Source organism: Isoptericola variabilis 225, assembly GCF_000215105.1.
GTDB lineage: Bacteria > Actinomycetota > Actinomycetes > Actinomycetales > Cellulomonadaceae > Isoptericola > Isoptericola variabilis_A.
Genome location: NC_015588.1, coordinates 242,959 through 266,424, shown reverse-complemented (window position 1 = coordinate 266,424; position 23,466 = coordinate 242,959). Strand labels below are relative to the sequence as shown.

At 74.9% G+C, this 23,466-nt stretch carries 24 protein-coding genes; 9 read left to right on the top strand and 15 right to left on the bottom strand.

Annotated elements, in window-relative coordinates; genetic code table 11:
- Positions 1 to 52: 52 nt before the first annotated feature.
- The 6 genes from ISOVA_RS01260 to ISOVA_RS01235 form a co-directional block, all read right to left on the bottom strand.
- Positions 53 to 943 carry a glycerophosphodiester phosphodiesterase gene (locus ISOVA_RS01260; protein WP_013837451.1) on the bottom strand — a complete coding sequence of 297 codons (891 nt, stop codon included), beginning with the start codon at positions 941 to 943 and terminating at the stop codon, positions 53 to 55.
- Entirely contained in the window at positions 940 to 2,313 is a 1,374-nt protein-coding gene (locus tag ISOVA_RS01255; protein ID WP_013837450.1) for an ABC transporter substrate-binding protein, read from the bottom strand. The genes ISOVA_RS01260 and ISOVA_RS01255 overlap by 4 nt, the downstream gene beginning before the upstream one ends.
- Positions 2,314 to 2,417: 104 nt before the next feature.
- Positions 2,418 to 3,368, bottom strand: a complete 951-nt coding sequence (locus tag ISOVA_RS01250) for a carbohydrate ABC transporter permease (protein WP_013837449.1) — start codon at positions 3,366 to 3,368, stop codon at positions 2,418 to 2,420.
- The gene (locus tag ISOVA_RS01245; RefSeq protein WP_013837448.1) at positions 3,365 to 4,297 is read right to left on the bottom strand and encodes a carbohydrate ABC transporter permease; all 933 of its coding nucleotides are present in this window, start codon (positions 4,295 to 4,297) and stop codon (positions 3,365 to 3,367) included. Before ISOVA_RS01245 ends, ISOVA_RS01250 begins: the two co-directional genes overlap by 4 nt.
- 212 nt (positions 4,298 to 4,509) lie before the next feature.
- Positions 4,510 to 5,403: a transketolase family protein gene (locus tag ISOVA_RS01240; protein WP_013837447.1), complete on the bottom strand. Its 894-nt coding sequence runs from the start codon at positions 5,401 to 5,403 to the stop codon at positions 4,510 to 4,512.
- Entirely contained in the window at positions 5,400 to 6,113 is a 714-nt protein-coding gene (locus ISOVA_RS01235) for a thiamine pyrophosphate-dependent enzyme (RefSeq protein WP_013837446.1), read from the bottom strand. Before ISOVA_RS01235 ends, ISOVA_RS01240 begins: the two co-directional genes overlap by 4 nt.
- Before the next feature lie 66 nt (positions 6,114 to 6,179).
- Between ISOVA_RS01235 and soxR the strand changes: the two genes are divergently transcribed.
- The gene (soxR, locus tag ISOVA_RS01230) at positions 6,180 to 6,680 is read left to right on the top strand and encodes a redox-sensitive transcriptional activator SoxR (RefSeq protein ID WP_013837445.1); all 501 of its coding nucleotides are present in this window, start codon (positions 6,180 to 6,182) and stop codon (positions 6,678 to 6,680) included.
- Positions 6,681 to 6,715: 35 nt separating this feature from the next.
- The gene (locus ISOVA_RS01225; protein WP_013837444.1) at positions 6,716 to 7,378 is read left to right on the top strand and encodes an SDR family oxidoreductase; all 663 of its coding nucleotides are present in this window, start codon (positions 6,716 to 6,718) and stop codon (positions 7,376 to 7,378) included.
- Positions 7,379 to 7,412: 34 nt separating this feature from the next.
- Here the strand turns inward: ISOVA_RS01225 and hisC are convergent, their stop codons facing one another.
- Positions 7,413 to 8,498 carry a histidinol-phosphate transaminase gene (gene hisC, locus ISOVA_RS01220; protein ID WP_013837443.1) on the bottom strand — a complete coding sequence of 362 codons (1,086 nt, stop codon included), beginning with the start codon at positions 8,496 to 8,498 and terminating at the stop codon, positions 7,413 to 7,415.
- 68 nt (positions 8,499 to 8,566) lie between these two features.
- Here hisC and ISOVA_RS01215 point away from each other — a divergent pair, with 68 nt between their 5' ends.
- The gene (locus ISOVA_RS01215) at positions 8,567 to 8,959 is read left to right on the top strand and encodes a phage holin family protein (protein WP_013837442.1); all 393 of its coding nucleotides are present in this window, start codon (positions 8,567 to 8,569) and stop codon (positions 8,957 to 8,959) included.
- Here ISOVA_RS01215 and ISOVA_RS01210 read toward each other — a convergent pair.
- Complete coding sequence (locus tag ISOVA_RS01210; RefSeq protein WP_186004559.1) at positions 8,928 to 9,593, bottom strand: alpha/beta hydrolase; 666 nt, start codon at positions 9,591 to 9,593, stop codon at positions 8,928 to 8,930. The genes ISOVA_RS01215 and ISOVA_RS01210 overlap by 32 nt on opposite strands.
- 978 nt (positions 9,594 to 10,571) lie before the next feature.
- Entirely contained in the window at positions 10,572 to 10,790 is a 219-nt protein-coding gene (locus tag ISOVA_RS01200) for a hypothetical protein (protein WP_041294731.1), read from the bottom strand.
- 96 nt (positions 10,791 to 10,886) lie between these two features.
- On the opposite strand from ISOVA_RS01200, the gene purB reads away from it, so the two are divergent.
- On the top strand, positions 10,887 to 12,362 hold the full coding sequence (gene purB / locus ISOVA_RS01195; protein ID WP_041294730.1) for an adenylosuccinate lyase: 1,476 nt from the start codon (positions 10,887 to 10,889) through the stop codon (positions 12,360 to 12,362).
- Here the strand turns inward: purB and ISOVA_RS01190 are convergent.
- On the bottom strand, positions 12,350 to 13,081 hold the full coding sequence (locus ISOVA_RS01190; RefSeq protein WP_013837439.1) for a helix-turn-helix transcriptional regulator: 732 nt from the start codon (positions 13,079 to 13,081) through the stop codon (positions 12,350 to 12,352). The genes purB and ISOVA_RS01190 overlap by 13 nt on opposite strands.
- Before the next feature lie 113 nt (positions 13,082 to 13,194).
- On the opposite strand from ISOVA_RS01190, the gene ISOVA_RS01185 reads away from it, so the two are divergent.
- The 3 genes from ISOVA_RS01185 to ISOVA_RS01175 all read left to right on the top strand — a co-directional run bounded on the left by ISOVA_RS01185 (position 13,195) and on the right by ISOVA_RS01175 (position 15,995).
- Positions 13,195 to 13,968, top strand: coding sequence for an SDR family oxidoreductase (locus ISOVA_RS01185; protein ID WP_013837438.1), 774 nt, complete (start codon positions 13,195 to 13,197; stop codon positions 13,966 to 13,968).
- 140 nt (positions 13,969 to 14,108) lie between these two features.
- On the top strand, positions 14,109 to 14,306 hold the full coding sequence (locus ISOVA_RS01180) for a hypothetical protein (RefSeq protein WP_013837437.1): 198 nt from the start codon (positions 14,109 to 14,111) through the stop codon (positions 14,304 to 14,306).
- Between the two features lie 87 nt (positions 14,307 to 14,393).
- A complete protein-coding gene (locus ISOVA_RS01175; RefSeq protein WP_013837436.1) occupies positions 14,394 to 15,995 on the top strand; it encodes a Na+/H+ antiporter NhaC family protein in 1,602 nt (533 codons plus the stop codon).
- 18 nt (positions 15,996 to 16,013) lie between these two features.
- On the opposite strand, the gene ISOVA_RS01170 is transcribed toward ISOVA_RS01175, so the two are convergent.
- Positions 16,014 to 16,349, bottom strand: a complete 336-nt coding sequence (locus ISOVA_RS01170; RefSeq protein WP_013837435.1) for a rhodanese-like domain-containing protein — start codon at positions 16,347 to 16,349, stop codon at positions 16,014 to 16,016.
- A 290-nt stretch (positions 16,350 to 16,639) separates the two neighbouring features.
- Here ISOVA_RS01170 and pgm point away from each other — a divergent pair, with 290 nt between their 5' ends.
- The gene (gene pgm / locus ISOVA_RS01165; RefSeq protein ID WP_013837434.1) at positions 16,640 to 18,322 is read left to right on the top strand and encodes a phosphoglucomutase (alpha-D-glucose-1,6-bisphosphate-dependent); all 1,683 of its coding nucleotides are present in this window, start codon (positions 16,640 to 16,642) and stop codon (positions 18,320 to 18,322) included.
- A 55-nt stretch (positions 18,323 to 18,377) separates the two neighbouring features.
- Here the strand turns inward: pgm and ISOVA_RS01160 are convergent, their stop codons facing one another.
- Together ISOVA_RS01160 and ISOVA_RS01155 are read right to left on the bottom strand one after the other, a co-directional pair.
- Positions 18,378 to 18,683, bottom strand: a complete 306-nt coding sequence (locus ISOVA_RS01160) for a GNAT family N-acetyltransferase (protein ID WP_013837433.1) — start codon at positions 18,681 to 18,683, stop codon at positions 18,378 to 18,380.
- A gap of 25 nt (positions 18,684 to 18,708) precedes the next feature.
- Entirely contained in the window at positions 18,709 to 19,032 is a 324-nt protein-coding gene (locus ISOVA_RS01155; protein WP_013837432.1) for a GNAT family N-acetyltransferase, read from the bottom strand.
- Positions 19,033 to 19,093: 61 nt separating this feature from the next.
- Here ISOVA_RS01155 and ISOVA_RS01150 point away from each other — a divergent pair, with 61 nt between their 5' ends.
- A complete protein-coding gene (locus ISOVA_RS01150) occupies positions 19,094 to 20,347 on the top strand; it encodes an MFS transporter (protein WP_013837431.1) in 1,254 nt (417 codons plus the stop codon).
- 246 nt (positions 20,348 to 20,593) lie between these two features.
- Here ISOVA_RS01150 and ISOVA_RS01145 read toward each other — a convergent pair whose 3' ends face one another.
- Together ISOVA_RS01145 and ISOVA_RS15280 are read right to left on the bottom strand one after the other, a co-directional pair.
- A complete protein-coding gene (locus tag ISOVA_RS01145) occupies positions 20,594 to 22,051 on the bottom strand; it encodes a hypothetical protein (protein WP_013837430.1) in 1,458 nt (485 codons plus the stop codon).
- An 81-nt stretch (positions 22,052 to 22,132) separates the two neighbouring features.
- A complete protein-coding gene (locus ISOVA_RS15280; protein ID WP_013837429.1) occupies positions 22,133 to 23,371 on the bottom strand; it encodes a hypothetical protein in 1,239 nt (412 codons plus the stop codon).
- Positions 23,372 to 23,466 lie beyond the last annotated feature (95 nt).

Sequence of the window (23,466 nt, the reverse complement as noted above, 5' to 3'; positions counted from 1 at the left end):
CGGCCCGGCGTGCCCGCTGTCTGGAGCACCGCCGAACCTACGCCTTCGTAGCCTACGCAAGCGTAGGTTGCACCCCGAGGGTGCGGTCTGCCGGTGTGCCGCCCAAGGCTCGCCCCCCGCGTTTGGAGGTTTCCTCCAAACGCCACCGGGAGCGCACACGCCCTTCACGGCCGGCCCCCACGCGCACGCCGGCAAGCCAGCCGACCAGCCGGTCGGGACGGTCGGTGATGATCCCGTCCACGCCGAGCCGCACCGCCTGCGCCCACTCCTCCGGCTCGTTCAGGGTCCACACCGTGACCTGGAGGCCCGCGTCGTGGAGGCGGTCGACCAGCCCCGGGTCCTCGAGCAGGAGCGTGCCCAGCGGGTTGCACGCCACGACGCCCAGCTCGGCGCACCGGGCCAGCAGCCCGTCGTCGAGCGCCGCGACCAGCAGCCCGCGCCGCAGCCCCGGCTCCACCTCGCGCAGCGCCGCGACCGTCTCCGGCCAGAAGCTCTGCGCCACGACCCGGTCCGCGAGCCCGGCGTCGCGCAGCGGCGTCGTCAGGCGCCGGACCTGCTCGGCCGTCCAGGCGCCCTTGACCTCGAGCAGCAGCTCGACGCCCGGGCGGGCGAGCAGCAGCTCGACCACCTCGGCGAACGTCGGGACCCGCTGGCCCGCGTAGGCGGGCGAGAACCAGGACCCGGCGTCGAGCTCCCGCACGGCGGCGAGGTCGAGGTCGGCGAGCGCCCCGGTGCCCGACGTCGTCGCGTCGACGGTCTCGTCGTGGATGACGACGACCTCGCCGTCCCGGGTGAGCCGGACGTCGATCTCGATGCTGCCCGCGCCCGCGCGCCACGCCGCCTCGAGCGCGGCGAGCGTGTTCTGCGGGGCGACCGCGCTGTTGCCGCGGTGCGCGACGACGGCGGGTCCGCCGCCGGCCGGGACGGCCGGACCGAGGCTCACAGGTACGGCTCCACGTTCTCGGCGTGCGCCGTCTCGATCTGCGGGGCGATCGACTCGAACGCGGTCCGCGGGTCCGTGCCGTCGATGACGATCTGCTCGATGGCGTCGTTGAGCAGCGCGTCGGCGCCCGGCACGAACACGCGCACGTCGTCCTGCGGCCGGGCCTTGTCGGCGAGCTGGTCCACCGCGGTGCGGAACTGCGGCGTCTCGGCGTAGGTCGCCGTCATGGTCTCGCTCTCGACGGCGGAGGTGCGCACGGGCATGTAGCCGGTGCTCTGCGAGAAGTAGGCGGTGTTCTCGGTGTTGGTGAGGAACTCGAGGAACATCGCGGCCGCGAGCTGCTCCTCGGGCGTCTTCGACGACGGGATGGCCAGGCCGGTGCCGCCCGTCGGGGTGCCGCCGCCCGCGGGGCCGTCGGGCAGGTAGGCCGTGCCGACCTCGAACGAGGCGGCGTCGAGCGCGCCCTTGAGCGAGCCGGTCGAGCCGATCGTCGAGGCGATGAGGCCCGACGAGAAGTCCGCCATGGCGTCGTCGGCCGACAGGGTCGCGATCCCGGACGAGTGGAACAGGTCGTGCAGGAACTGGCCGCCCGCGACGGCCTCCTCGGTGTCGAGCGTGAGCTCGAACCCGTCCGAGTACTGGCCGCCGTGGCCCCAGATCATGTTCTCGAACCACCAGGCGCCCCACGAGGGCCCGGTCGAGAGGCCGAACGTCGAGCCGCCCTCGGGCAGGTGCTCGGCGAGCGCGGCGTCCCACTCCTCGAGCTCGGCCCACGTCTCGGGCCCGCGGTCGGGCAGGCCGGCCGCCTGCCACAGGTCCTTGTTGTAGTAGAACAGCGGCGTCGAGCGCGCGTACGGCGCGGCCCAGTGCTGGCCCTCGTACTCGTAGTCGGCGTACAGCGCGGGCTGGAAGTCGTCCACGTCGGCGTCGAGGTGCTCGAAGACGTCGTCGAGCGGCATGATCTGGTCGTTGAGGTGGTACCGGAACCACCACACGTCCGACGCGATGACGAGGTCGGGCAGCTGGTCGGTCTGCGACGCCGCCTGGAAGCGCTGGGCGACCTCGTCGTAGTTGGCGCCGGCGGTCACGAGGTCGACCGAGATCTCCGGGTGCTCCGCCTCGAAGCGCGCGATGAGCTCCTCCTCGACGGCCTTCGACTGGCCGGGGTGGTTGCTCCACCACGTGATCTCGGAGGCGGGCTCGAGCTGCGACCAGTCGATCGCCTCGGTGGTCGGCTCGCCGGCCGAGGCCGGGGCGTCGACGCTCGGCCCGGCGCAGGCGGTCGCGGTGAGGGCTGCGGCGACCGTGAGCGCGGACGCCACGACGAGCGGCCGGCGGCGGGACGTGCGCCGTGCGGGACGGTGGGACACGGGTGCTCCTTCGGGTCGTGCACCGGGTCGGTGCGCGGGGCGTGCAGGGACGGCGCCCGGGGTCCGGGCGGCGGGAGGGACGGCGGTAACGGTGCGGGGCGGGGTCAGCCGGTGACGGCCCCCGCGGTGAGGCCGGCGACGAGGCGTCGCTGCAGCACGAGGAAGACGGCGAGGATGGGCAGCGTCACGACGACGGTCGCGGCGAGCAGCACGCCCCAGCTCGTCATGCCGTCGACGTTCTGCAGGAGCGTGAGCCCGACGGGCAGCGTCATCCTGCTCGGGTCGTCGACGACGAGGAACGGCCACAGGTAGTCGTTCCACTCGGTCACGACGGACACGAGCGCGACGGCCGCGAGCGTCGGCGTGCTCATGGGCACGACGAACCGCCACAGCCGGCGCCAGTGGCCCGCGCCGTCGAGCTCGGCGGCCTCGAGGACCGAGCGCGGCAGCGTGAGGAAGTGCTGCCGGAACAGGAACGTGCCGAACGCGCTGGCCAGGCCCGGCACGAGGATCCCCTGGTAGGTGTTGAGCCAGCCCAGGCTCGCGACCAGCGTGTAGTTGGGGATGATCGTGATCTGCGGCGGGATCATGAGCGTCGCGATGACGAGCCCGAACACGACCTTCTTGAACGGGATGTCGAGGAACACGAGCGCGTAGGCGCAGCACAGGCCGAGCACGACCTTGAGGCCCGCGCCGACGACCGTCAGCCCGATGCTGTTGAGCAGCAGCCGGCCCAGCGGGATCGTCCGGGCCGCCTGCGCGTAGTTGTCGAGCGTGACCTCGGTCGGCAGCCACTGCAGCGGGACCTGGTAGAGGTCGGCCGGCGTCTTGACGCTCGCGAGCACCATCCACACCAGCGGCGCGCCGAGCACCACGGTCGCGAGGACGAGCGCGAGGTAGCCGCCCACGGGGAGCACCCGGCGTCGGCGGCGCCGCGGCGTCGGGGTCGCGCGCGTGCCCGACGGCGGTGCCCCGGTCGGCGGGGCCGCCTGCGTCCCCGGGGTGGTCGGGTCCGGTGCGGCGGGCTCCGGGCGGCGGGGCGTGAGGACGCTCATGCGTAGTGGACCTTCCGCTGGACGAAGCGCATCTGCACCGCGGTGACGACGAGCAGCACCACGAACAGGACGGTCGCGACCGCGGACGCGTACCCCGCGCGGCCGTTGACGAAGCCCTCCTGGTAGATCGAGTACATGAGCGTCGTCGTCGAGCCCAGCGGGCCGCCGGAGGTCATCGCCTTGATGATGTCGAAGGACTGCAGCGACGACAGCAGCATCGTCACGAGCAGGAAGAACGTCGTCGGGGTGAGCAGCGGCAGGACGATCGAGCCCAGCGTGCGGGCCGACGAGGCGCCGTCGAGCGCCGCGGCGTCCTTGAGGTCCTGGGGCACGGACTGCAGGCCCGCGAGATAGATGAGCGCGACGTAGCCGAGGTTCTTCCACAGGTAGACGACGATCACCATGACCAGGGGCCACGGGCGAGCCGTGTACCACTGGGGCGACGCGAGGCCGACGGCGCCGAGCAGCTCCTGCACGAGCCCGTACCGCGGGTCGAACATGAACAGCCACAAGATGCCGACCGCGAAGCCCGACAGCACGTAGGGCGCGAACGCGACGGTGCGCGCGAGGTCGCGCCCGCGCAGCCTGCGGTCGAGCAGCAGCGCGAGCGCGAGCCCGAGCACCAGCGCCCCACCCACGGTCGCGACCGTGAAGACCGCGGTCGTCGTGACGACGGTCCCGGTGCTGGGGGCGGTGAACCACTCGACGTAGTTGCCGAGCCCGATCGAGCGCGCCACGGGCGACCCGAGGTTCCACTGCAGCGTCGACAGGTACAGGCTCTGCAGCAGCGGCCTGTACACGAACACGAGCAGCAGGGCGACGTTGGGCCCGGCGAGGAGCAGGAACCACAGCAGCGCCGAGCGGCGTCGCCGGGTGCCGAGCCGGCCGCGGGGCACGGCGCGCACGGGTGGGGTGTCGACTGAGGTCACAGGGGTGGTCCGCTCGCACGGGGACGGGGTCTCTCGGCCTGGTGGCCTCGGTCATCGTAGGAACGACACGCGCCCGTTTCGTCCGCTTTTGCGGCATGCCGGTGGCGGCCGTCGGGAACCGTTCATCGACCGTCGTCGCAACCGTCACCGGCGCCGCGCCGCGGCACCCGCGGGTCGCCCGGCGTTCACCCGGGCGACCCGTGGACCGCTCCTCAGCCCAGGAGCTCCTTGACCCGCCGCCGCACCCCGGCGGCGTCGAGCCCGTGCGCGGCCGCGTGGTCGCGCGGCGTGCCGTACCGGCGCAGCTCGGCGTCGCGCGGCACGCCCACGTGCACCGCCCGGCTCGGCCGGTCGGCGAGCGCCGCGGCGACCGCGTGCGCGCTCGTGCCCTCGAGGTACGGCTCGACGACGGCGAGCGCCGGCACGGGGCCGGCGAGCGCGCGCAGGCCCTCGGTGTCGAGCGGGTGCGGCGTCGCGGTGTACGCGACGCGCACGGGCAGGTCCGCGACCGCGGCGAGCACCGTGTCGAGCATCGGCCCGACGGCCACGACGAGCGGCGAGCCCGCACCGCCGTCCCGCACGAGGTGCAGGCGCCCGTCGACGGGGTACGCCCGCGCGTTGTGCTGCGCCGACATGCGCACGTACGCGCGCCCGGTCGCGCCGGCCTCGCGGTGCACGAGGGCGGCGAGCTCGTCGGCGTGCCCCGGCACGTGCACGCCCCAGCCGGGCAGCGCGGCGACGAGCGCGACGTCGGCGGGCGCCTGGTGCGTGCGGCCGGCGGTGCTGGCGTCGTAAGACGCGCCGGTGCTCACGAGCAGCGCGCCGACGTCCTGGTGGCCGAGGTCGAGCTTGACCTGCTCGTAGGCGCGCTCGACGAGGAACGGCGCGTACGTGTGCACGATCGGGCGCAGCCCGGCGAGCGCGAGCCCGCCCGCGACGCCGACCATCGCCTGCTCGCGGATGCCCACGTCGACGACGCGCCCCGGGTGGCGCGCCGACGCCCGGGAGGCCTGGGCCGCGCCGATGACGGCGAGGACGACGACCGCGTCGGGGTGCCGCTCGAGCACCGGGTCGAGCTCGGCGTAGAACCGGTCCCGCATGCTCATGCCGCCACCTCCGTGCCCGCGCGAGCGACCTCCACCGTCGTGTCGGCGACGACGACGCTCGGCCGGTCCGGCTCGGTGCGCAGCAGCGCGTCGCGCAGCGCCGCGTGGTCGCGCGCCGCGACGTCGGCGGCGGCCCACCCCTCGACCGCGAACCGCGCCGCGATCCCGCCGGGCCAGCCGTACCCGTCGCTGTGGTTGTCGACGACGACGCACGTGAGGTTGCCGAGCCCGAACCGCCCCGCGACGGCGATCGCCTCGTGGTTGCTGCCCTCGTCGAGCTCGGCGTCGCCCACGAGCACGACGACGCGCGCGGGCGAGCGCCGCAGGCGCAGGCCGAGCGCGAGCCCGACGCCGATCGCCAGGCCGTGCCCGAGCGAGCCGCTGCCGATCTCGATCCCGGGCACGAGGGTCCGGTCGGGGTGGTGGCCCAGGCGCGAGGACCAGGACGCGACGTCGTCGAGCCACGCGGCCGGGAAGAAGCCCTTCGCGGCGAGCACCGCGTACGTCGACGCGGGGCCGTGGCCCTTGGACAGCAGGAAGCGGTCGCGATGCGGGTCGTCGACCGTGTCCGGCGACACGCGCAGGACCTGGTCGTAGAGCACCCACACGACGACGAGCGTCGAGTGTGCGCTGGGGTCGTGCTTCTCGTCGCCCGTGACGCGGGCGACGAGGTCGAGGACCTCGGGCGGGACGGTGCGTGTCGTCGTCATGCCGCGATCCTGTAAGTTCAAGGACGCTTGAGGTCAAGAGGTTCGACGACGGAGGTCGCGCCGCGCATGGAACCGCACCTGACGATCGGCGAGGTCGCGCGCCGCAGCGGCGTGGCGCCGTCGGGCCTGCGCTACTACGAGTCGCTCGGGCTCATCGCCTCGGAGCGCACGTCGGGCAACCAGCGGCGGTACCGGCGCAGCGTGCTGCGGCGCGTGGCGTTCATCCGCACGGCGTCGCGCGTCGGCCTCACGCTCACCCAGATCCGCGACGCGCTCGCGACCCTGCCCGACCGGCGGACCCCGACCGCGCAGGACTGGACCCGGCTGTCGGCGTCGTGGCGCCCGCTGCTCGACGCGCGCATCGCCGAGCTCGAGCGCCTGCGCGACGACCTTGACTCGTGCATCGGCTGCGGGTGCCTGTCGCTCGAGCGCTGCGCGCTGCAGAACCCCGGCGACCGCGCCGCCGCGCTCGGCCCCGGCCCGCGCTACCTCGAGGGCGACACGCCCGCCGACGCCGCGCGCGCCGAGGCACGCGGTGGCGGCGCGGACGCGGCTGCGCGACCGTAGGAACCGTCGTCCCCGCCCGCTCGCAGGAGGTCCCCGTGAAGGTCGTCGTCATCGGTGCGCTCGGCAAGGTCGCCCGCCACCTGGTCCCCCTGCTCGCCGACGCCGGTGACGAGGTCGTCGGGATCGTGCGCCGCCCCGAGCAGATCGACCGCGTGGCCGACCTCGGCGCCGACCCCGTCCTGCTCGACGTCGAGAACGCGTCGGCGCAGGACGTCGAGACGGTGCTCCACGGGGCGGACGCCGTGGTGTGGTCCGCGGGCGCGGGCGGCGGCAACCCGGCCCGCACCTACGCCGTCGACCGCGACGCCGCGATCCGCTCGATGGACGCCGCGCAGGCGGCCGGGGTGCGGCGGTACGTCATGGTGTCGTGGATCGGGTCGACGCCGGACCACGGCGTGCCCGAGGACTCGTCGTTCTTCCCGTACGCGGACGCCAAGCTCGCCGCCGACGACCACCTGCGCGGCACCGACCTGGACTGGACCGTCCTCGGGCCGGGCACGCTCACCGACGACCCGGCCACGGGACGCATCGGCCTCGTGCCCGAGGGCGAGACCGTCCCGCGCGGCGGCGGGCGCGTGCCGCGCGCCGACGTCGCGCAGGTCGCCGCGCAGGCCCTGCGGGAGCCCGCGACGGTCGGCCGGTTCGTGCGGTTCGGCAGCGGCGACATCCTGATCGCCGAGGCGCTCCGCTCGCTCTGAACTCCCTGCGGCGGGTGGTGACCGGAGCGAGCGGTCAGCGCCAGCTGCGCGCGACCGCGAGGAACGCGTCGTTGGCCTCGACCTCGCCGATGCTCACGCGCAGGCCGTCGCCCGCGAACGGGCGCACGAGCACGCCGGCCGCGGTCGCCTCGGCCGCGCGCGCCGTCGTCGCCTCGCCGAGGGGGAACCACACGAAGTTCGCCTGGGTCTCGGGCAGCTCCCACCCCTGCTCGCGCAGCGCGTCGGTCACGCGCGCGCGCTCCGCGACGAGCGCGTCGACCCGCTCGAGCAGCTCGCCCTGCGCGGTCGGCGCGAGCGAGGCGATCGCCGCGCGCTGCGCGACGTGCGAGACGCCGAACGGCGTCGAGACCGCGCGGATGCCGGCCGCGAGCCGCGGCTCGGCGACGGCGTAGCCGACGCGCAGGCCGGCCAGCCCGTACGCCTTCGACAGCGTGCGCAGCAGCACGACGTTGGGGTTGCGGCGCAGCACCGCGAGCCCGTCGGGGGCCTGCGGGTCGCGGACGAACTCGAGGTACGCCTCGTCGAGGACCACGAGCACGTCGCGCGGCACCGCCGCGAGGAACGCGTCGAGCTCCTCGGCGTGCACCACGGGGCCGGTCGGGTTGTTGGGCGTGCACACCAGCACGACGCGCGTACGGTCGGTCACCGCGGCCGCCATGGCCGGCAGGTCGAGGCGGCCGTCCGCGGCGACCGGCACGGTCACCGCCCGACCGCCCGCCACGGCCACCGCGATGGGGTACGCCTCGAACGAGCGCCAGGGGAACACGACCTCGTCGCCCGCCTCGACCACGGCCTGGAGCACGTGCTGCAGCACCGCCACGGAGCCGTTGCCGACGACGACCTGCTCCGGCTCGACGCCGACGTGCCCCGCCAGGGCGCCGACGAGCTCGGTCGCGTACATGTCCGGGTAGCGGTTGACCTCGCCCGCCGCCTCGACGATCGCCGACAGCACCGACGGCAGCGGCGAGTACGGGTTCTCGTTGGACGACAGCTTCCACACCCTGCCCGCGGACCCGCGCGCTCCGGGCACGTACGCGGGCAGCGCGGCGACGGCGGCGCGCAGGGGGACGGTGTTCTCGGGCGAGGTCGTGTTCGGCACGGCCCCAGGATGCCACCGCGCGCGTCGTTCCCGGGCCACGGGCACCGCACGGTGGAAGGATGCGAGGCATGAACCTCCTCGTGCGCATCCTCGTGACCGCGCTGGCGCTGTGGCTGACCACCCTCATCCTGCCCGACCGCCTCGAGATCCTCGGGGGCGACTCGACCGGCGGCCGCATCCTGGCGGTGCTCATCGTGGCGGCCGTGTTCTCGCTCGTGACGATGATCGTCAAGCCGATCGTGGCCGCGCTGTCCCTGCCGCTGCTCATCCTCACGCTCGGGCTGTTCTTCCTCGTGATCAACGCGTTCATGCTGTGGATCACCACGTGGCTCACGGCCCAGGACTTCTTCGGCGAGTACGGGCTCGTGGTCGACGGCGGCTTCTGGTGGTACGTGTGGATCGGCCTCATCATCGCGGTCCTGCAGGCGATCATCGGAGCGTTCGCCCCGAAGAAGGGCTGACCGGCCCCTCGCCCGGCGCGAGCACCACGGGCCCCTCCCCGACGAGGGTGCGCCGGGCGGTGTAGAAGCGCGTCGTACCGCGCTCGCCGCCGAGCAGGCGCTCGAGCCGGCCGACGACGTCGCCCACCTGCGCGCTGCCCGAGGTGCGCGCGAGCTCGAGCGTCCGCAGGTGGGTCGGCATCGCGTGCGCGGCCGCCACCGCGCCCGACGCCGCGACGTCGGCCGGGTGCACCGAGTCGCGCAGCGCCCGGCCCACGGTCACCCGGTCGGCCGTGGCCGGGTTCTCGGCGGTCGACCGGCCGTCGAGCGGCGAGACGAGCTCCTCCTCGTTCTCCAGGTGCAGCACGGGGACGCCGGGCGGCGTCGCGAACGCCGCCGTCGGGGAGCCGGCGGTGACCACGCCGCCGACACGGTGGCCCGCACGGAACTCCGGCGACGCCGCGAGCGCCGTCGCGACGATGCCGCCGAGGCTGTGGCCGACGAGCACCACGGGTTCCTCGGGCCGGGCGCCCGCCTGCTCGAGCGCGGCCGTGACCGCCGCGGCCACGTCCGAGGCCTCCTGCGCGACGAGGTCCAGGTCGGTCACGCCGTCGAACGGGTGCCGGACCGAGACGAGCCCCTGCGTTCCCGGCACGAGCACGGTCCACGAGACGCGGCCGTCGGCGTGCTCGACGCGCTCGACCGCGAGCGTCCCCGCCGGCGCCCCGACCGCCTCGCGCCCCGCGATGCCGCTGCCCCCACGGGTAGAGGTCGGCGGTCCGGGCGAGCGCCTCGGCCACCGTGCCCGCCGGCGCGCCGGCCCACGCGGGGCGCCCGCCCGCGAGGCCGGCGGTCTCGCGCACCGTCACCGTGGTGCGCGGCAGGAGCTCGTGAACCGCCGAGGCCAGCACGCGCGCGCCGCCCGTGACGGCGAGGTCGAACCGCGCTCGCAGGGGCGAGCCCGCCGCCACGCCGGACGCCGCCCCGGCGACGGCCTCGTCCGCGTACGGCGCGATCGCGCGCGTCACTGCCACCGCCGGCCCGCCCGGCACCGGCGTGCACGACGGCGGCACGCCCGCGCCTGCACCGGCTCCGGCACCGTCCGCGCCTCCTCGGGCGGCGTCAGCGCGTCCACGCGCGGCGTCGGCGCCGGCCCCGAGCCACACGCCGAGGTGGCCCCCGAGCCGCGCCCAGGGGGCGACCGCCGGGAGCCGCAGGACGGCCGAGACCCCGAGCGCCGCCGCGGCCGACCCCGTCGCGACGACCGCGCCGACGGCCCGCTCGGCGTGCGACTCGGCGTGCACGTAGAGGCCGGCGGCCCGCAGCAGCCGCTCGGCCGTGAGCGCGCACGCCGCGGACCGGGCGTGGAGCCGCCGAGCGACGTCGGCCGCGAGCCCCGCGGCGTGCCGCGCCGCCGCGGCGGTCCACGCCGCGTGCTCGAGCCGCGCCGACGCCGACGAGCACCCGGCGGCCGCGGCGCGCAGGTCGGCGGACGCGTCGTCGAGCCGGCCCGCGGCGTGCGCGACCGCCTCGGCGTCGACCCGGTCGAGGGGTCGCCCGCCCACGACGACGAGCGTGTCGCGCGGGTCCCGCGGCGCCGCGGCGCTCACGGCGCTCACGGCGCTCACGGCGCTCACGGCAGGACCGCCACGAGCCGGCGGAGGTCGTCGAGCGCGGCGCGGTCGTCGCCGAGCAGGTGCCGCAGCGCGGCGACCTCCTCGCGGAAGGCGTCCGCCGCGGGCGACTCCCACGGCACGGCGAGCGCGAGGCGCAGCGCGCCGTCGGCCGCGTCGAGGTGGTGGCGCGCGTGCAGCAGCTCGAGGCCGGGCGCGGGCGGGACGAGCGAGGTCATGGCCCGGACGCTAGGCACGCGCCGCGCACCGCCGTCGGGCGGCGACGCCGGCCTGTGCACGGACGGCCTCTGGGGGCGGCCTCGCCGCGTGGGAGAATGCACGCCGTGACCTCTCCCGCGCAGCAGACCCGTGTCAACCTCGCCGACGTCACCCCGCCGATCGCGCTGGGCCCGCTCGACGGCCGCTACCGCGCCGCGGTGGCGCCGCTCGTCGACCATCTGAGCGAGGCCGCGCTGAACCGGGCGCGCATCCACGTCGAGGTCGAGTGGCTGGTCACGCTGTGCAACGGTGTGCCGGGCGTGACCGACGGCGCCGTCGTGCCGGGCGCGCCGACGCTGACCGACGAGGAGATCGCCTACCTGCGGCGCATCCCCGCGACGTTCGGGGCCGACGAGATCGCCGAGCTGGCCGCGATCGAGCGCGAGACGGTGCACGACGTCAAGGCCGTCGAGTACTTCATCAAGCGTCGCATCGCCGCCGCGCCCGAGGCGCTGGGCACCACGAACCTGCCCGCGGCGAGCGAGCTCGTGCACTTCGCGTGCACCTCGGAGGACATCAACAACCTCTCGTACGCGCTCATGGTCGCCGGCGCGGTCCGCGACGTCTGGCTGCCCGCCGCGACGGCGCTCGCCGACCAGCTCGCCGGCATGGCGCGCGAGCACGCGGGCGTGCCCATGCTCAGCCGGACGCACGGCCAGCCGGCCACGCCGACCACGATGGGCAAGGAGCTCGCGGTCCTCGCCCACCGCCTGCGCCGCCAGCTGCGCCGCATCGAGGCCGCCGAGTACCTCGGCAAGCTCAACGGCGCCACGGGCACGTACGGCGCGCACGCCGTCGCGGTGCCGGGCGTCGACTGGCCCGCCGTGTCGAAGGCGTTCGTCGAGGGCCTCGGGCTCACCTGGAACCCGCTGACCACGCAGATCGAGTCGCACGACTGGCAGGCCGAGGTCTACGCCGACGTCGCCCGGTTCAACCGGATCCTGCACAACCTCGCGACCGACGTGTGGACCTACATCTCGCTCGGGTTCTTCACGCAGATCCCTGTCGCGGGCGCGACCGGCTCCTCGACCATGCCGCACAAGGTCAACCCGATCCGGTTCGAGAACGCCGAGGCGAACCTCGAGATCTCGTGCTCGCTCCTGGACACGCTCTCGGCCACGCTGGTCACCAGCCGCCTCCAGCGCGACCTCACGGACTCGACGACGCAGCGCAACGTCGGGCCCGCGTTCGGCCACTCGCTGCTCGCGATCGACAACGTGCGCCGCGGCCTCAAGGCCCTGGCCGTCAACGCCGACCTCATGGCCGCCGACCTCGACGAGAACTGGGAGGTGCTCGGCGAGCCGGTCCAGTCCGCGATGCGCGCGGCGTCGGTCGCCGGCGTCGAGGGCATGGAGAACCCGTACGAGCGGCTCAAGGACCTCACGCGCGGCCAGCGGGTCGACGCCGCGCGCATGCGCGACTTCGTCGCGGGCCTGGGCCTGCCCGACGACGTCGCGCGCCGCCTCACCGAGCTCACGCCGGCGTCGTACACGGGTCTGGCCGAGAAGCTCGTCGCCGACTACCTGGACTGAGCCATCTCCTGCTGCCCGACGACGGGGTGCACGAGCGTCTTGTGCCGCTCGAAGCGCCGGGCGACCTCGTGCCGCTCCCAGAGGGACGCGAACTCCTCGCTGCCCGCCTGGAGCAGCCGCACGAGCTCGCCCGCGCGCGAGTCGGCTCCGAGCAGGCCGTACGCCGCGCGCAGGCTCGCGACGACGCCGCGGCTGTGCCGGTCGCGGTCCTGCTCGGGGTAGAGCTCGCGCTCGCCCGGCACCATGAACCAGCGGTGGTACTCGCTGCGCTCCCACCCCGTGGCGTGCACCCGCGACGTGTTGCCGAACAACGCCGCCGCGAGGTCGTTCACGACGAGCGGCTCGCCGAGGCAGGACAGCACGAGCGCGGGCGTGTCGTGCAGCCGGTCGAGCACGCGCTGCAGCGCGGGGGCGACGTGCGAGGTGAGCGTGGCGCGGTCGGGCGTGCCGCGGCCGGCCATGCGGAACAGGTAGTCGCGCTCGTCGTCGCTCAGGCGCAGCGCGCGGGCGAGGGAGGCGAGCATCTGCTCGCTCGGCTGGGGCCCGCGCTGCTGCTCGAGCCGCGTGTAGTAGTCGGTCGACATGGCCGCGAGCGCCGCGACCTCCTCGCGGCGCAGCCCGGACGTGCGGCGTCGCGGGCCCGCGGCGAGACCGACGTCGGACGGCTGCAGCGCCTCGCGGCGGGCGCGCAGGAAGGCGGCGAGCGCGGCTCTGTCCATGCGACCATCGTCCGCCGCGCCGGGGGCGCGCGGCCAGACCTGAGCCAGGGATCGTCGGTCCCCCGATGGGCGCTCCTCTCCCGCCCGGGCGCCGGCCGCCGCACGGTGGAGCCATGAACCTCACGGCAAGCACCGTCTTCGTCCCCGGCGCGACGAGCGGCATCGGCCTCGAGCTCGCCCTGCGCCTCCACGCCCTCGGCAGCACCGTGATCGTCGGCGGCCGCCGCGCCGACCGGCTCGCGGAGATCGCCGCCGAGCATCCCGGCATCGACACCGTCCGCATCGACGTGTCCGACGCCGCGAGCATCGAGGCCGCCGCCCGCGAGGTGCTCGACCGCCACCCGGACCTCAACGTGCTCGTCGCGATGGCGGGCGTCATGGAGGCCGAGGACTGGCGTTCGGCCGACTTCCTCGCGACCGCCGAGCGCGTCGTCGTGACGAACCTGCTCGGGACGATCCGGCTCGTCGCCGCCTTCACCGCGCACCTGCAGACCCGGCCCGACGCCGCGGTCGTCACCGTCTCGTCGGGGCTCGCGCACGTGCCGCTCGCCGTGACGCCGACGTACAACGCGACCAAGGCGGCGATCCACCGCCTCAGCGAGGGCATCCGGCTCCAGCTCGAGCCGGCGGGCGTCCAGGTCGTCGAGATCGTCCCGCCCGCGGTGCGGACGTCGCTCATGCCCGGTCACGAGGAGAACCCGGTCGCGATGCCGCTCGACGCGTACGTCGACGAGGTCCTCGCGATCCTCGAGGCGCAGCCCGACGCGCGGGAGGTGCTCGTGCAGAACGTGCGGCCGCTGCGCTTCGCGGAGGCCGAGGGCCGGTACGACGCGGTGGTCGCACGACTCAACGCGACCGACCGCTTCGCGGCCGCCGCCGCGCACTGATCCCCGCCACCCACCCACCCCATGCAGTTGTCAGGCCCACGCCGCGGTATACCCGGGCGTGGGCCTGACAACTGCGAGGAAAGTGCGTGGGTGCCGCCGTCGTGCCTACCGTGGAGCCCACCGTCGAAGGAGGCCGACACATGACCACCGAGGACACCGGCACGTCGTCGCACCTCGAGCCGAACGCGTTCGCGCGCGAGCTCCTCGCGCACGACCCGACGCTGCCCGAGGTGCCCGAGCTCCCCGGCGAGGCGAAGGACAAGGAGGCGCGCGAGGCACGCGACGCGGCCCAGGGTGACGAGCACGGGGACGAGGGCGAGCGCTTCGACGCCGGCTGACGCCGAGGCGCGTCGGGCGGTGCGCGGGTTTGCCGGGCACCGCCCGACCCCCTACCTTCTCAGGGCACCCGCCGACGGAGGTCCCTGATGCTCGAGTCCTACCCGATCCTCACGCTCGTCCCGCCCGTCCTGGCGATCGCCCTGGTCGTGATCACCCGGAAGGTGCTGCTGAGCCTCGGCTCGGGTGTGCTGGCCGCGGCGCTGCTCGTCGCGGGGTTCGACCCGCTCGAGACCCTGCGGCTCGTGTGGGACGCGTTCGCGGGGATCTTCTGGGACGCCGGCGCGGTCAACACCTGGTACGTCTTCATCCTGGTCTTCACGCTGCTGCTCGGCGTGATCGCCGCGTTCATCATGATGTCCGGCGGCACGCAGGCGTTCGCCGACTGGGCAGTGCGACGCATCCGCACGCGCCGCGGGGCGCAGTTGCTGCCCGCGATCCTCGGCATCGTCATCTTCATCGACGACTACTTCAACGCGCTCGCGGTCGGGCAGGTCAGCCGCCCCGTCACCGACCGGCACCGCGTGTCGCGCGCGAAGCTGGCCTACGTCATCGACTCGACGTCGGCCCCGGTCGCGGTGCTCGCGCCCTTCTCGAGCTGGGGCGCGTACATCATGGGCCTGCTCGCGCCGATCGTCGCGGCGTCGGCCCTCACGCTGAGCAGCGTGCAGGCGTTCCTCGGGGCCGCCGCCTCGAACTACTACGCGATCGCGGCCGTCGTCATGGTGTGGCTCGTCGTGGTGTTCCAGCTCGACGTGCGCCCCATGCGCGGCGAGGAGGTGCGCGCCGTCGCGCACGGGCGCCCGTACGACGAGGACACCGAGCTGCCCGGCAGGCTCTCCGAGGACCTGCCCGTGCACCAGCCCGGCGCGATGCGGGCGCTCGTCGTGCCGTTCGCCCTGCTCGTCCTCGGCGTCTTCGCCGGCATCGTGTGGTCCGGGTACGACGCCGCGGGCCGGTGGGACGCCGTCGAGATCCTCGCGGAGACCGACACGAGCCTCGCGCTCATCTGGGGCGGCGTGTTGGGACTGGCCGGCGCGCTCTTCTACTACTTCCGCCACACGGCGGCGAACCCGCGGTTCGCCGCGGGGACCTTCGGGCGCGGCTGGGTCGAGGGCGTGCGGTCGATGCTGCCGGCCGTCAGCATCCTGCTGCTCGCGTGGATGCTCGGCGGGCTCATCGAGCAGCTCGGCACGGGCGAGTACCTCGGCTGGCTGGTCGAGTCCGCCGACATCGACCCGTCCTGGCTGGTGCCGCTCATCTTCGTCATCGCCGCGGCGATGGCGTTCGCGACCGGCACGTCGTGGGGGTCGTTCGCGCTCCTGCTGCCGCTCGCGGGCGGCATCATCAACACGATCGACGCGCCCGAGCTGCTCCTGCCCACCTTCGGCGCCGTGCTCGCGGGTGCCGTGGCGGGCGACCACGCGTCGCCGATCTCGGACACGACGATCCTGTCCGCCACCGGGGCGAGCTGCAACGTCATCACGCACGTGCTCACGCAGCTCCCGTACGCGGGCGGGGCGGCGCTCGCCGCGCTCGCCGGCTACGTCGCCGTGGCGCTCGGCGCCGGCACCCTGCTGGGGCTGCTCGTGACGCTCGGGGTGCTGGCGCTGCTCGTCGTCGTCGCCAAGACCGCGAACCGCACGGCCGAGGACGAGGCGGAGCAGGTCACCGCCGGGGAGGCGGCCTGAGCCTCAGGCCTCGAACGGTCAGGCCTCGACCGGCAGACCCCGGTGCTGCCACATGACCATGCCGCCGTCGAGGTTGACCGCGTCGTAGCCGAGACCGTCGACGAGGAAGCGCGTCGCCTGCGCCGACCGGCCGCCCGAGTGGCAGATGACGTAGATCTCGGTGTCGGGGTCGAGCTCCCCGTAGCGCGCGGGCAGCTCGGCTAGCGGGATGTGGACGGCGCCGGGCACGTGGCCGGAGTCCCACTCGTCCTGCTCGCGCACGTCGAGCAGCGTGGCGTCCTCGGGGAGCGGGGCCGTCGGGTCGAGGTCGCGCACGTCGCGCGTCGGGACGTCGGGCTGCATGGGCGGGAACATGCCTCCAGCCTACGAGGACCTCGCGTCGCGGCCCGGTCGAGCACCGTGGCCGTTGCACGCCCGGGTCCCCGGACCTCATGCTGGCGAGCATGCGCATCTACCGCCTGCCCGAGCGCGAGGTGGACCGCTTCGCGAGCTCCGGCACGTGATGCTCGGCCTGGACCAGCACTTCCCGGAGGTCACGGACGCCGGCTGACGGTCGTCCCGCGCCGGCGTCGTCCGCTCGGGCAGGCCGTCACGCCCCTCGCCCGGCGCGCGCACGGCCGGGCACGGACTGGCACTATCGGACCATGCACGCACGCGCCGGCCAGCCTGCCCTCGAAGAAGACCTCATCGACGTCGACCGGGTGGTCGGCGCGTACTACGACCTGACGCCCGACGTCGACGACCCGGCCCAGCAGGTCGTGTTCGGCACGTCCGGGCACCGAGGCTCGAGCCTCGACTCCGCGTTCAACGAGGCGCACATCGCCGCGATCACGCAGGCGATCGTCGAGTACCGCGCCTCGCAGGGCACCGACGGCCCCTTGTTCCTCGGCCGCGACACGCACGCGCTGTCGTTGCCCGCGTGGCAGACCGCGCTCGAGGTCCTCGCCGCGGCGGGCGTGACGGTCATGGTCGACGCGCGCGACTCCTTCACGCCCACGCCGGCCGTCTCGCAGTCGATCCTGGTGCACAACGGGGTGGGGACGGCCGAGGGCGTGCGCACGTCGGGCCCGGGCCTGGCGGACGGGATCGTCGTCACGCCGTCGCACAACCCGCCGCGCGACGGCGGGTTCAAGTACAACCCGCCGCACGGCGGGCCGGCCGGCTCGGACGCGACCGGCTGGATCGCCGACCGCGCCAACGAGATCCTGCGCGCCGGCGGTCTCGCGTCGGTCAAGCGCGTCTCGCTCGAGGACGCGCTCGCGGCGCCGACGACGCACCGCCACGACTTCCTCACGACCTACGTCGACGACCTCCCGCGCGTCATCGACGTCGACGCGATCCGCGCGGCGGGCGTGCGCATCGGCGCGGACCCGCTCGGCGGCGCGTCGGTCGAGTACTGGGGCGCGATCGGCGAGCGGTACGACCTCGACCTCACCGTCGTCAACCCGCAGGTCGACCCCCGCTGGGCGTTCATGACGCTCGACTGGGACGGCAAGATCCGCATGGACTGCTCGTCGCCGTACGCGATGGCGTCGCTCGTGACGCGCATGACCGGCGAGGGCGGGAACGCCCCGTTCGACGTCGCGACCGGCAACGACGCCGACGCCGACCGGCACGGCATCGTCACGCCCGACGCCGGGCTGATGAACCCGAACCACTACCTCGCGGTCGCGATCCGGTACCTCTACGGCGGCGCCCGCCCGGGCTGGCCCAAGAGCGCCGCGATCGGCAAGACGCTCGTGTCCTCCGCGCTCATCGACCGCGTGGCCGAGAGCCTCGGGCGGCGGCTCATCGAGGTCCCCGTGGGCTTCAAGTGGTTCGTCCCGGGCCTGCTCAGCGGCGAGGTCGGGTTCGGCGGCGAGGAGTCGGCGGGCGCGTCGTTCCTGCGGCGCGACGGCGGCGTGTGGTCGACCGACAAGGACGGCATCCTGCTCGCGCTGCTCGCCTCGGAGATCATCGCGACGACGGGCAAGTCGCCGTCGGAGCACCACCGCGAGCTCGTCGCCGAGCACGGCGAGTCCTGGTACGCGCGGGTCGACGCGGCCGCCACACGCGAGGAGAAGGCCAAGCTCGCGGCGCTGTCCCCCGAGCAGGTGACGTCGACGACGCTCGCGGGCCAGGACATCACCGCGACGCTCACCGAGGCGCCCGGCAACGGCGCGAAGATCGGCGGCCTCAAGGTCACGACGGCCGACGCGTGGTTCGCGGCCCGCCCGTCGGGCACCGAGGACGTCTACAAGATCTACGCCGAGTCGTTCGTGTCCCGCGAGCACCTCGAGGAGGTCCAGGCCGCGGCCAAGGACCTCGTGAGCGACGCCCTCGCCTGAGGTCGACGCGAGGGTCGTCGGGAGGGTCGCCCGGACGTCGGTGCGGCCCGTGGCCTCAGGCGGCGTCGGCGCGCAGGTCGTCGAACTCGTGGTGCCGCTCGACGTACGCGCGGATGAACGGGCACAGCGGCACGAACCGCTCGCCGGCGTCGCGCACCTGCTCCAGCGCGCCGGCGGCGAGGCGCGAGCCGATGCCCTGCCCCTCGTACGCGGGCTGCACGATCGTGTGGGTGAAGGTCACGACGCCGTCCCGGCGGCGGTAGTGGGCCCCGCCCGCCTCGGTGCCGTCGTCGAGCACGGCGAGGAAGACCTGCCGCTCCGGGTCGTCCTTGACGGTGACGTTCGGTCGCGTGTCGGTCATGCGCCCATCGTGGCCCGGGGCGACGTCAGGCGCCACCGGCCGACGCGCGCAGGTCCGCGTACTCGGGGTGGGCGTCGATCCACTCGTCGACGTACCAGCAGTCCGGACGGACGCGCAGGCCTGCCGCGCGCGCGTCGTCGAGCGCCGCACGCGTGAGCGACGCCGCGACGCCGTGGCCGCGGAACGCGGGGTCGGTCACGGTCGACGGCATGACCACGACGCCGTCCGCCTCCCGGAACCGCAGCATCCCGATGACGCGGCCCGCGTCCGGGCCCCTGCCACGCACGCGCGCCTCGTAGCGGCCGTTCGCGTCGTCACGGACGACGTCGTAGTCCGGGAACCCTGTCATGTCCGTCACGGTACCGGCGGCGCCTTCCGGTCGCCCGGGGCACGGGTGGGAGAATCCTGCGGTGACCCGCAACCCCTACCTGGACGTGCTCAGCACGCCCGGATCCGTGCGCTTCTCGGCCGCCGGGCTCGTCGCCCGGCTCCCCATGTCGATGATCGGCATCGGGACGGTGCTCATGGTCCAGACCCTGTACGGGTCGTACGCCATGGCGGGCCGCGTGGCGGCGGTCCTGGTGGTGGCGCAGGCGATCGTGGCGCCGCAGGTCGCGCGGCTCGTCGACCGCGCCGGCCAGCGCCGGGTCATGCTGCCCCTGCTCGTCCTGACGACCGTAGGCCTCCTGGGCCTGGTCGTCGCCGCCGTGCTCGGGGCGCCGGAGTGGGTGCTGTGGGTGCTCGCGGTGCTCGGCGGCGGGGCGCAGGGCTCCTACGGCTCGATGGTGCGCGCTCGGTGGTCGTACCAGCTCAAGGACCCGCGGCGCCTGCACACCGCGTACTCGCTCGAGTCGGCGCTCGACGAGGTCGTCTTCATCGTGGGCCCCGTGGCCGCGACCGTGCTCGCGACGGGCGGGACGCCGTCGGGCGGCCTGCTCGTCGCGACGGTCGCGGGCGGGCTCGGCGCGCTGTGGTTCCTCGCGCAGCGGGCCACCGAGCCGCCCGTCGGCCTGACGACGCCGGGTGCGCCGGTCGACCCGGCCGCGTCGCGGTCCGCGACCCTCATGCCGGGCATGCCCGTGCTCGCCGTCGTGTTCGTCGCCATGGGCGTGCTGTTCGGGTCGAGCGACGTCGCGACCGTCGCGTTCGCCGAGGAGGCCGGCGCCAAGAGCGCGGCCGGCGTCGTGCTCGCGTGCTTCGCCCTCGGCTCGATGCTCTCGGGGTTCGCCTACGGCGCCCGGCACTGGGTCTCGCCGCTGTCGCGCCGGTTCGCGATCGGCGCGGTCGCGCTCGCCGCGGGCGTCTCGCTGTTCCTCGTGGTCGACAACCTGGTGGCGCTCGCCGCCGTCATGTTCGCGGCCGGCTTCGCGATCGCGCCGACCCTCATCAACGGCAACGCGCTCGTGCAGGCGCTCGTGGCGCCGCAGCAGCTCACGGAAGGCCTCGCCTGGGTCAGCACCGCGCTCGGCGTGGGCGTGTCCGTCGGCTCCTGGCTCGGCGGCGCCCGGATCGACGCCGCGGACGCGCACGCCGGCTTCTTCGTCACCGTCGTGGCCGGCTGGGTCTGCGCCGGGCTGGCCGTCGCCGCGCTGCCCACGCTCCGGCGTCGGGCACCGTACTCGGTCGAGCCGGCGCCACCCGAGCCCGAGGACGCCACAGCCTGACGCCGGGCGCGCGCAACCCGCCGTGCCGAGGAGCGCTCCTCGGCACGGCGGGTCTGCGACGTGGCGGAGAGAGCCACCTCCCCCGCGAGCACCGGCCTGTGCCGACGACCGAGCCCCCTGCGCCCTGTCGCCGACGGCCGACCCCCGGCAGGGAGGAGTGACCGCGGGCCACCCCCCAGCGGTGTCCCGCGGCCACACCACCCCGACGGGGGCCGACCGTGGTGGTCGGTCCCCGTCCGGGAGGGGTCAGCCCGCCGTAGGCGTCGCGACCGCGGCGCGCTCCCAACGGCGCCGCAGCGCGAGCAGCGTCAGGCCCAGGCCCGCGAGCAGCGCCGCGAGGCCGGCCAGGCCGGCGTCCGCGCCGGTCGAGGCGAGGGTCCCCTGACCACCCGCCGCGACCGCGACGCCGCCCTGGAGGCCGCCGGTCACGCCGCCGGTCAGACCGCCGTCGCGGCCCGAGCCGGTGCCGGTGCCGTCACGACCGTCCGTGCCGTCCGTGCCGTCCGTGCCGTCGGTGCCGTCGTTGCCGTCGTTGCCGTCGTTGCCGTCGGTGCCGTCGTTGCCGTCGCCGGGGCCGTCACCGTCACCCGGACCGTCACCGTCACCCGGGCCGTCACCGTCACCCGGGCCGTCACCGTCACCCGGGCCGTCACCGTCGCCGGGACCGTCGCCGCGGCGACCGTCCTCGAGCAGGTCGTCGACCAGGCCGTCCTCGGCCAGCACGCCGTCGACGACGCCGGGCAGGTCACCCTCGAGCACGTCCTGCACGATCTGGCGCACGTCCTCGACCACGTGCTCCACGACCTCGTCGAACGTGCCCTCCTCGGGCTCGTCCGCACCGACGACGTCGTCCACGAGGCCGTCCTCGCCGATCACGCCGCCGACCGTGCCCTCGACGAGCCCGTCGGTGCCGAGCAGGTCGTCGACCGTGCCGGTGCCGTCGACCACGTCGGAGACGACGGTGTCGAGACCGCCGTCCTCGAGCACGTCGTCCACGACGCCGTCCTCGGCGAGCACGTCGTCGACGACGGCCGGGACGTCACCCGCGAGGGTGTCGTCGAGCGTGACGTCGACGTCCTCGACGACGGCCTCCACGAGGCCGTCCGTGGTGCCCTCCTCGGGCTCGTCGGGCCCGACGACGTCGTCCACGACGCCGCCGTCACCGAGCACGGAGTCGACCGTGTCCTGCACGGTCGAGCCCGTCCCGAGCGCGTCGTCGACGGCGCCGGTCTCCTCGACCACGTCCGCGACGACGGTGTCGACGCCGCCGTCCTCGAGCACGTCGTCGACGACGCCCTCCTCGGCCACGACGTCGTCCACGACGGCCGGCACGTCACCGGCGGTGACGTCCTCGACGGTCTGGCGGACGTCCTCCGCGACCGCGTCGTACAGGTCGTCGGTCGTGGTCTCCTCGGGCTCGTCGGCACCGAGGACGTCGTCCACGACGCCGCCGTCGCCGGCGACATCGGTCACGAGGGTCTCGACCGCCTGGGTGTCCACCTCGGGCAGGTCGAGCGGGGTCTCGAGCTGGGCGTCGTTGGTCTCCTCCGACACCTGGCTCAGGTTGAGGTCGACCGACGTGTCCTGGCCGATCGAGATGTCGACGACGTCGCCGTCGGCGGCGTGGGCCATCGTGGCCCCGGCGACCACGAGGCCGCCCGTGACGAGCGCTGTGCGCAGCGCGCGTCGCACACAAGTACGCATGGTTGTCTCTCCTGTCGCTGACGTCCGGACGGCGGTCGCCGCCCGTGGCCGGTGCCGTGCTCGGGGCACGACGTGGCCGCGTCAGGCAGGAGAGACGGGGATCTCGAAGGCAGGGGCCGGCAGATGGGCGAACGCGTCGGCGGCGGGCACGAGCCACGCGCCGGCCGAGCGGGTCGGGAGGCCGGCGAGCGCGCCGGCGGCGTCGGTCGCGCCCGACGGCGCGCGGAGCGAGCTGCTGCCCGCGACCGCGGCGCCGGCCACGACGGCCGTCGCCGGAGCGGCGGGCGCCGGGTCGCCGGCCGGGGCGGCCGACGAGGCGCTCGACGTCGCGACGGTGCGCGCGGCGTCGGAGACGGAGGTGGGTGCGGACCGGGCCGGGAGCGTGGCCGCGGGCGGGGCGTCGCCGGACGGGCCCGCGTCGAGGGCGGCCTCGGCGTCCGGGCGCGGTGGTGCCACGGCCGCGGTGGGCGGGCCGCCGGGTCCGCCCCCTGGCAGGCCGGGCACGAGGTCGTCCACGGGCGGCAGCAGACCGCCCGGCTCGGGCACGACGCCGTCGACGATCGGGGTGACGACCGGCTCGACCACCGGAGCGACGACGTCGACCACCGGCTCCACGACCGGCACGAGCGGCGTCACGACGCCCGAGACGACGTCCGTCACGGGCGTCAGCGTGTCGACCACCGGCGTGAGGACCGGGCCGAGCACGGGGTCCACGACCCCGCCGACGACACCGTCCACGGTCGGTCCGACGACGTCGGTGACCGGGTCGAGCACCGGTGAGGTGACGCCGGCGACGGCGTCCACGACGGGCTCGGTGACCGGGTCGAGCGTGTCGGTGACCGCCCCGACGACGGGGGCCGCGGCGTCCGCGACCGGCTCGACGACGGCCTCGGTGACCTGCTCGACCGGCTCGACGACGGCCTCGGTGACCTGCTCGACCGGCTTCGCGACCGGCTCGGTCACGGTCTCGACCGTCGACGCGACGGGCTTCGTCACGGGCTCGACGACCGTCTCGGCGACGGGCTCGACGACCTTCTCCGCGACCGGCTCGACCGGCTTCGCGACCGGCTCGGTCACGGTCTCGACGGTCGAGGCGACGGGCTCGACCACACCGGTGGTCACCGCTCCCACGGTCGACCCCACGGTCGAGGTGACCGCGGAGGTGACGGGGGACAGCAGCCCGCCGTCACGGTCGTCGGCGGACGAGACGGCGGCGCTCATGCACACGGCGCCCGCCCCTGCGAGGGTGATCCCGACGGCGCGCAGCACCCAGCGACGGAGGCCCGTGGCCCCCGTACGGCGCTCGTCGCGGCGCGTCATCCAACCCCCTGCCGGCCCACCCTGCGGGCCTGAATCGCGTCGTCGGTCATACCATGACCCCTGCGCGTGCTCCACGCAACAGCAAGCGCGCGGAT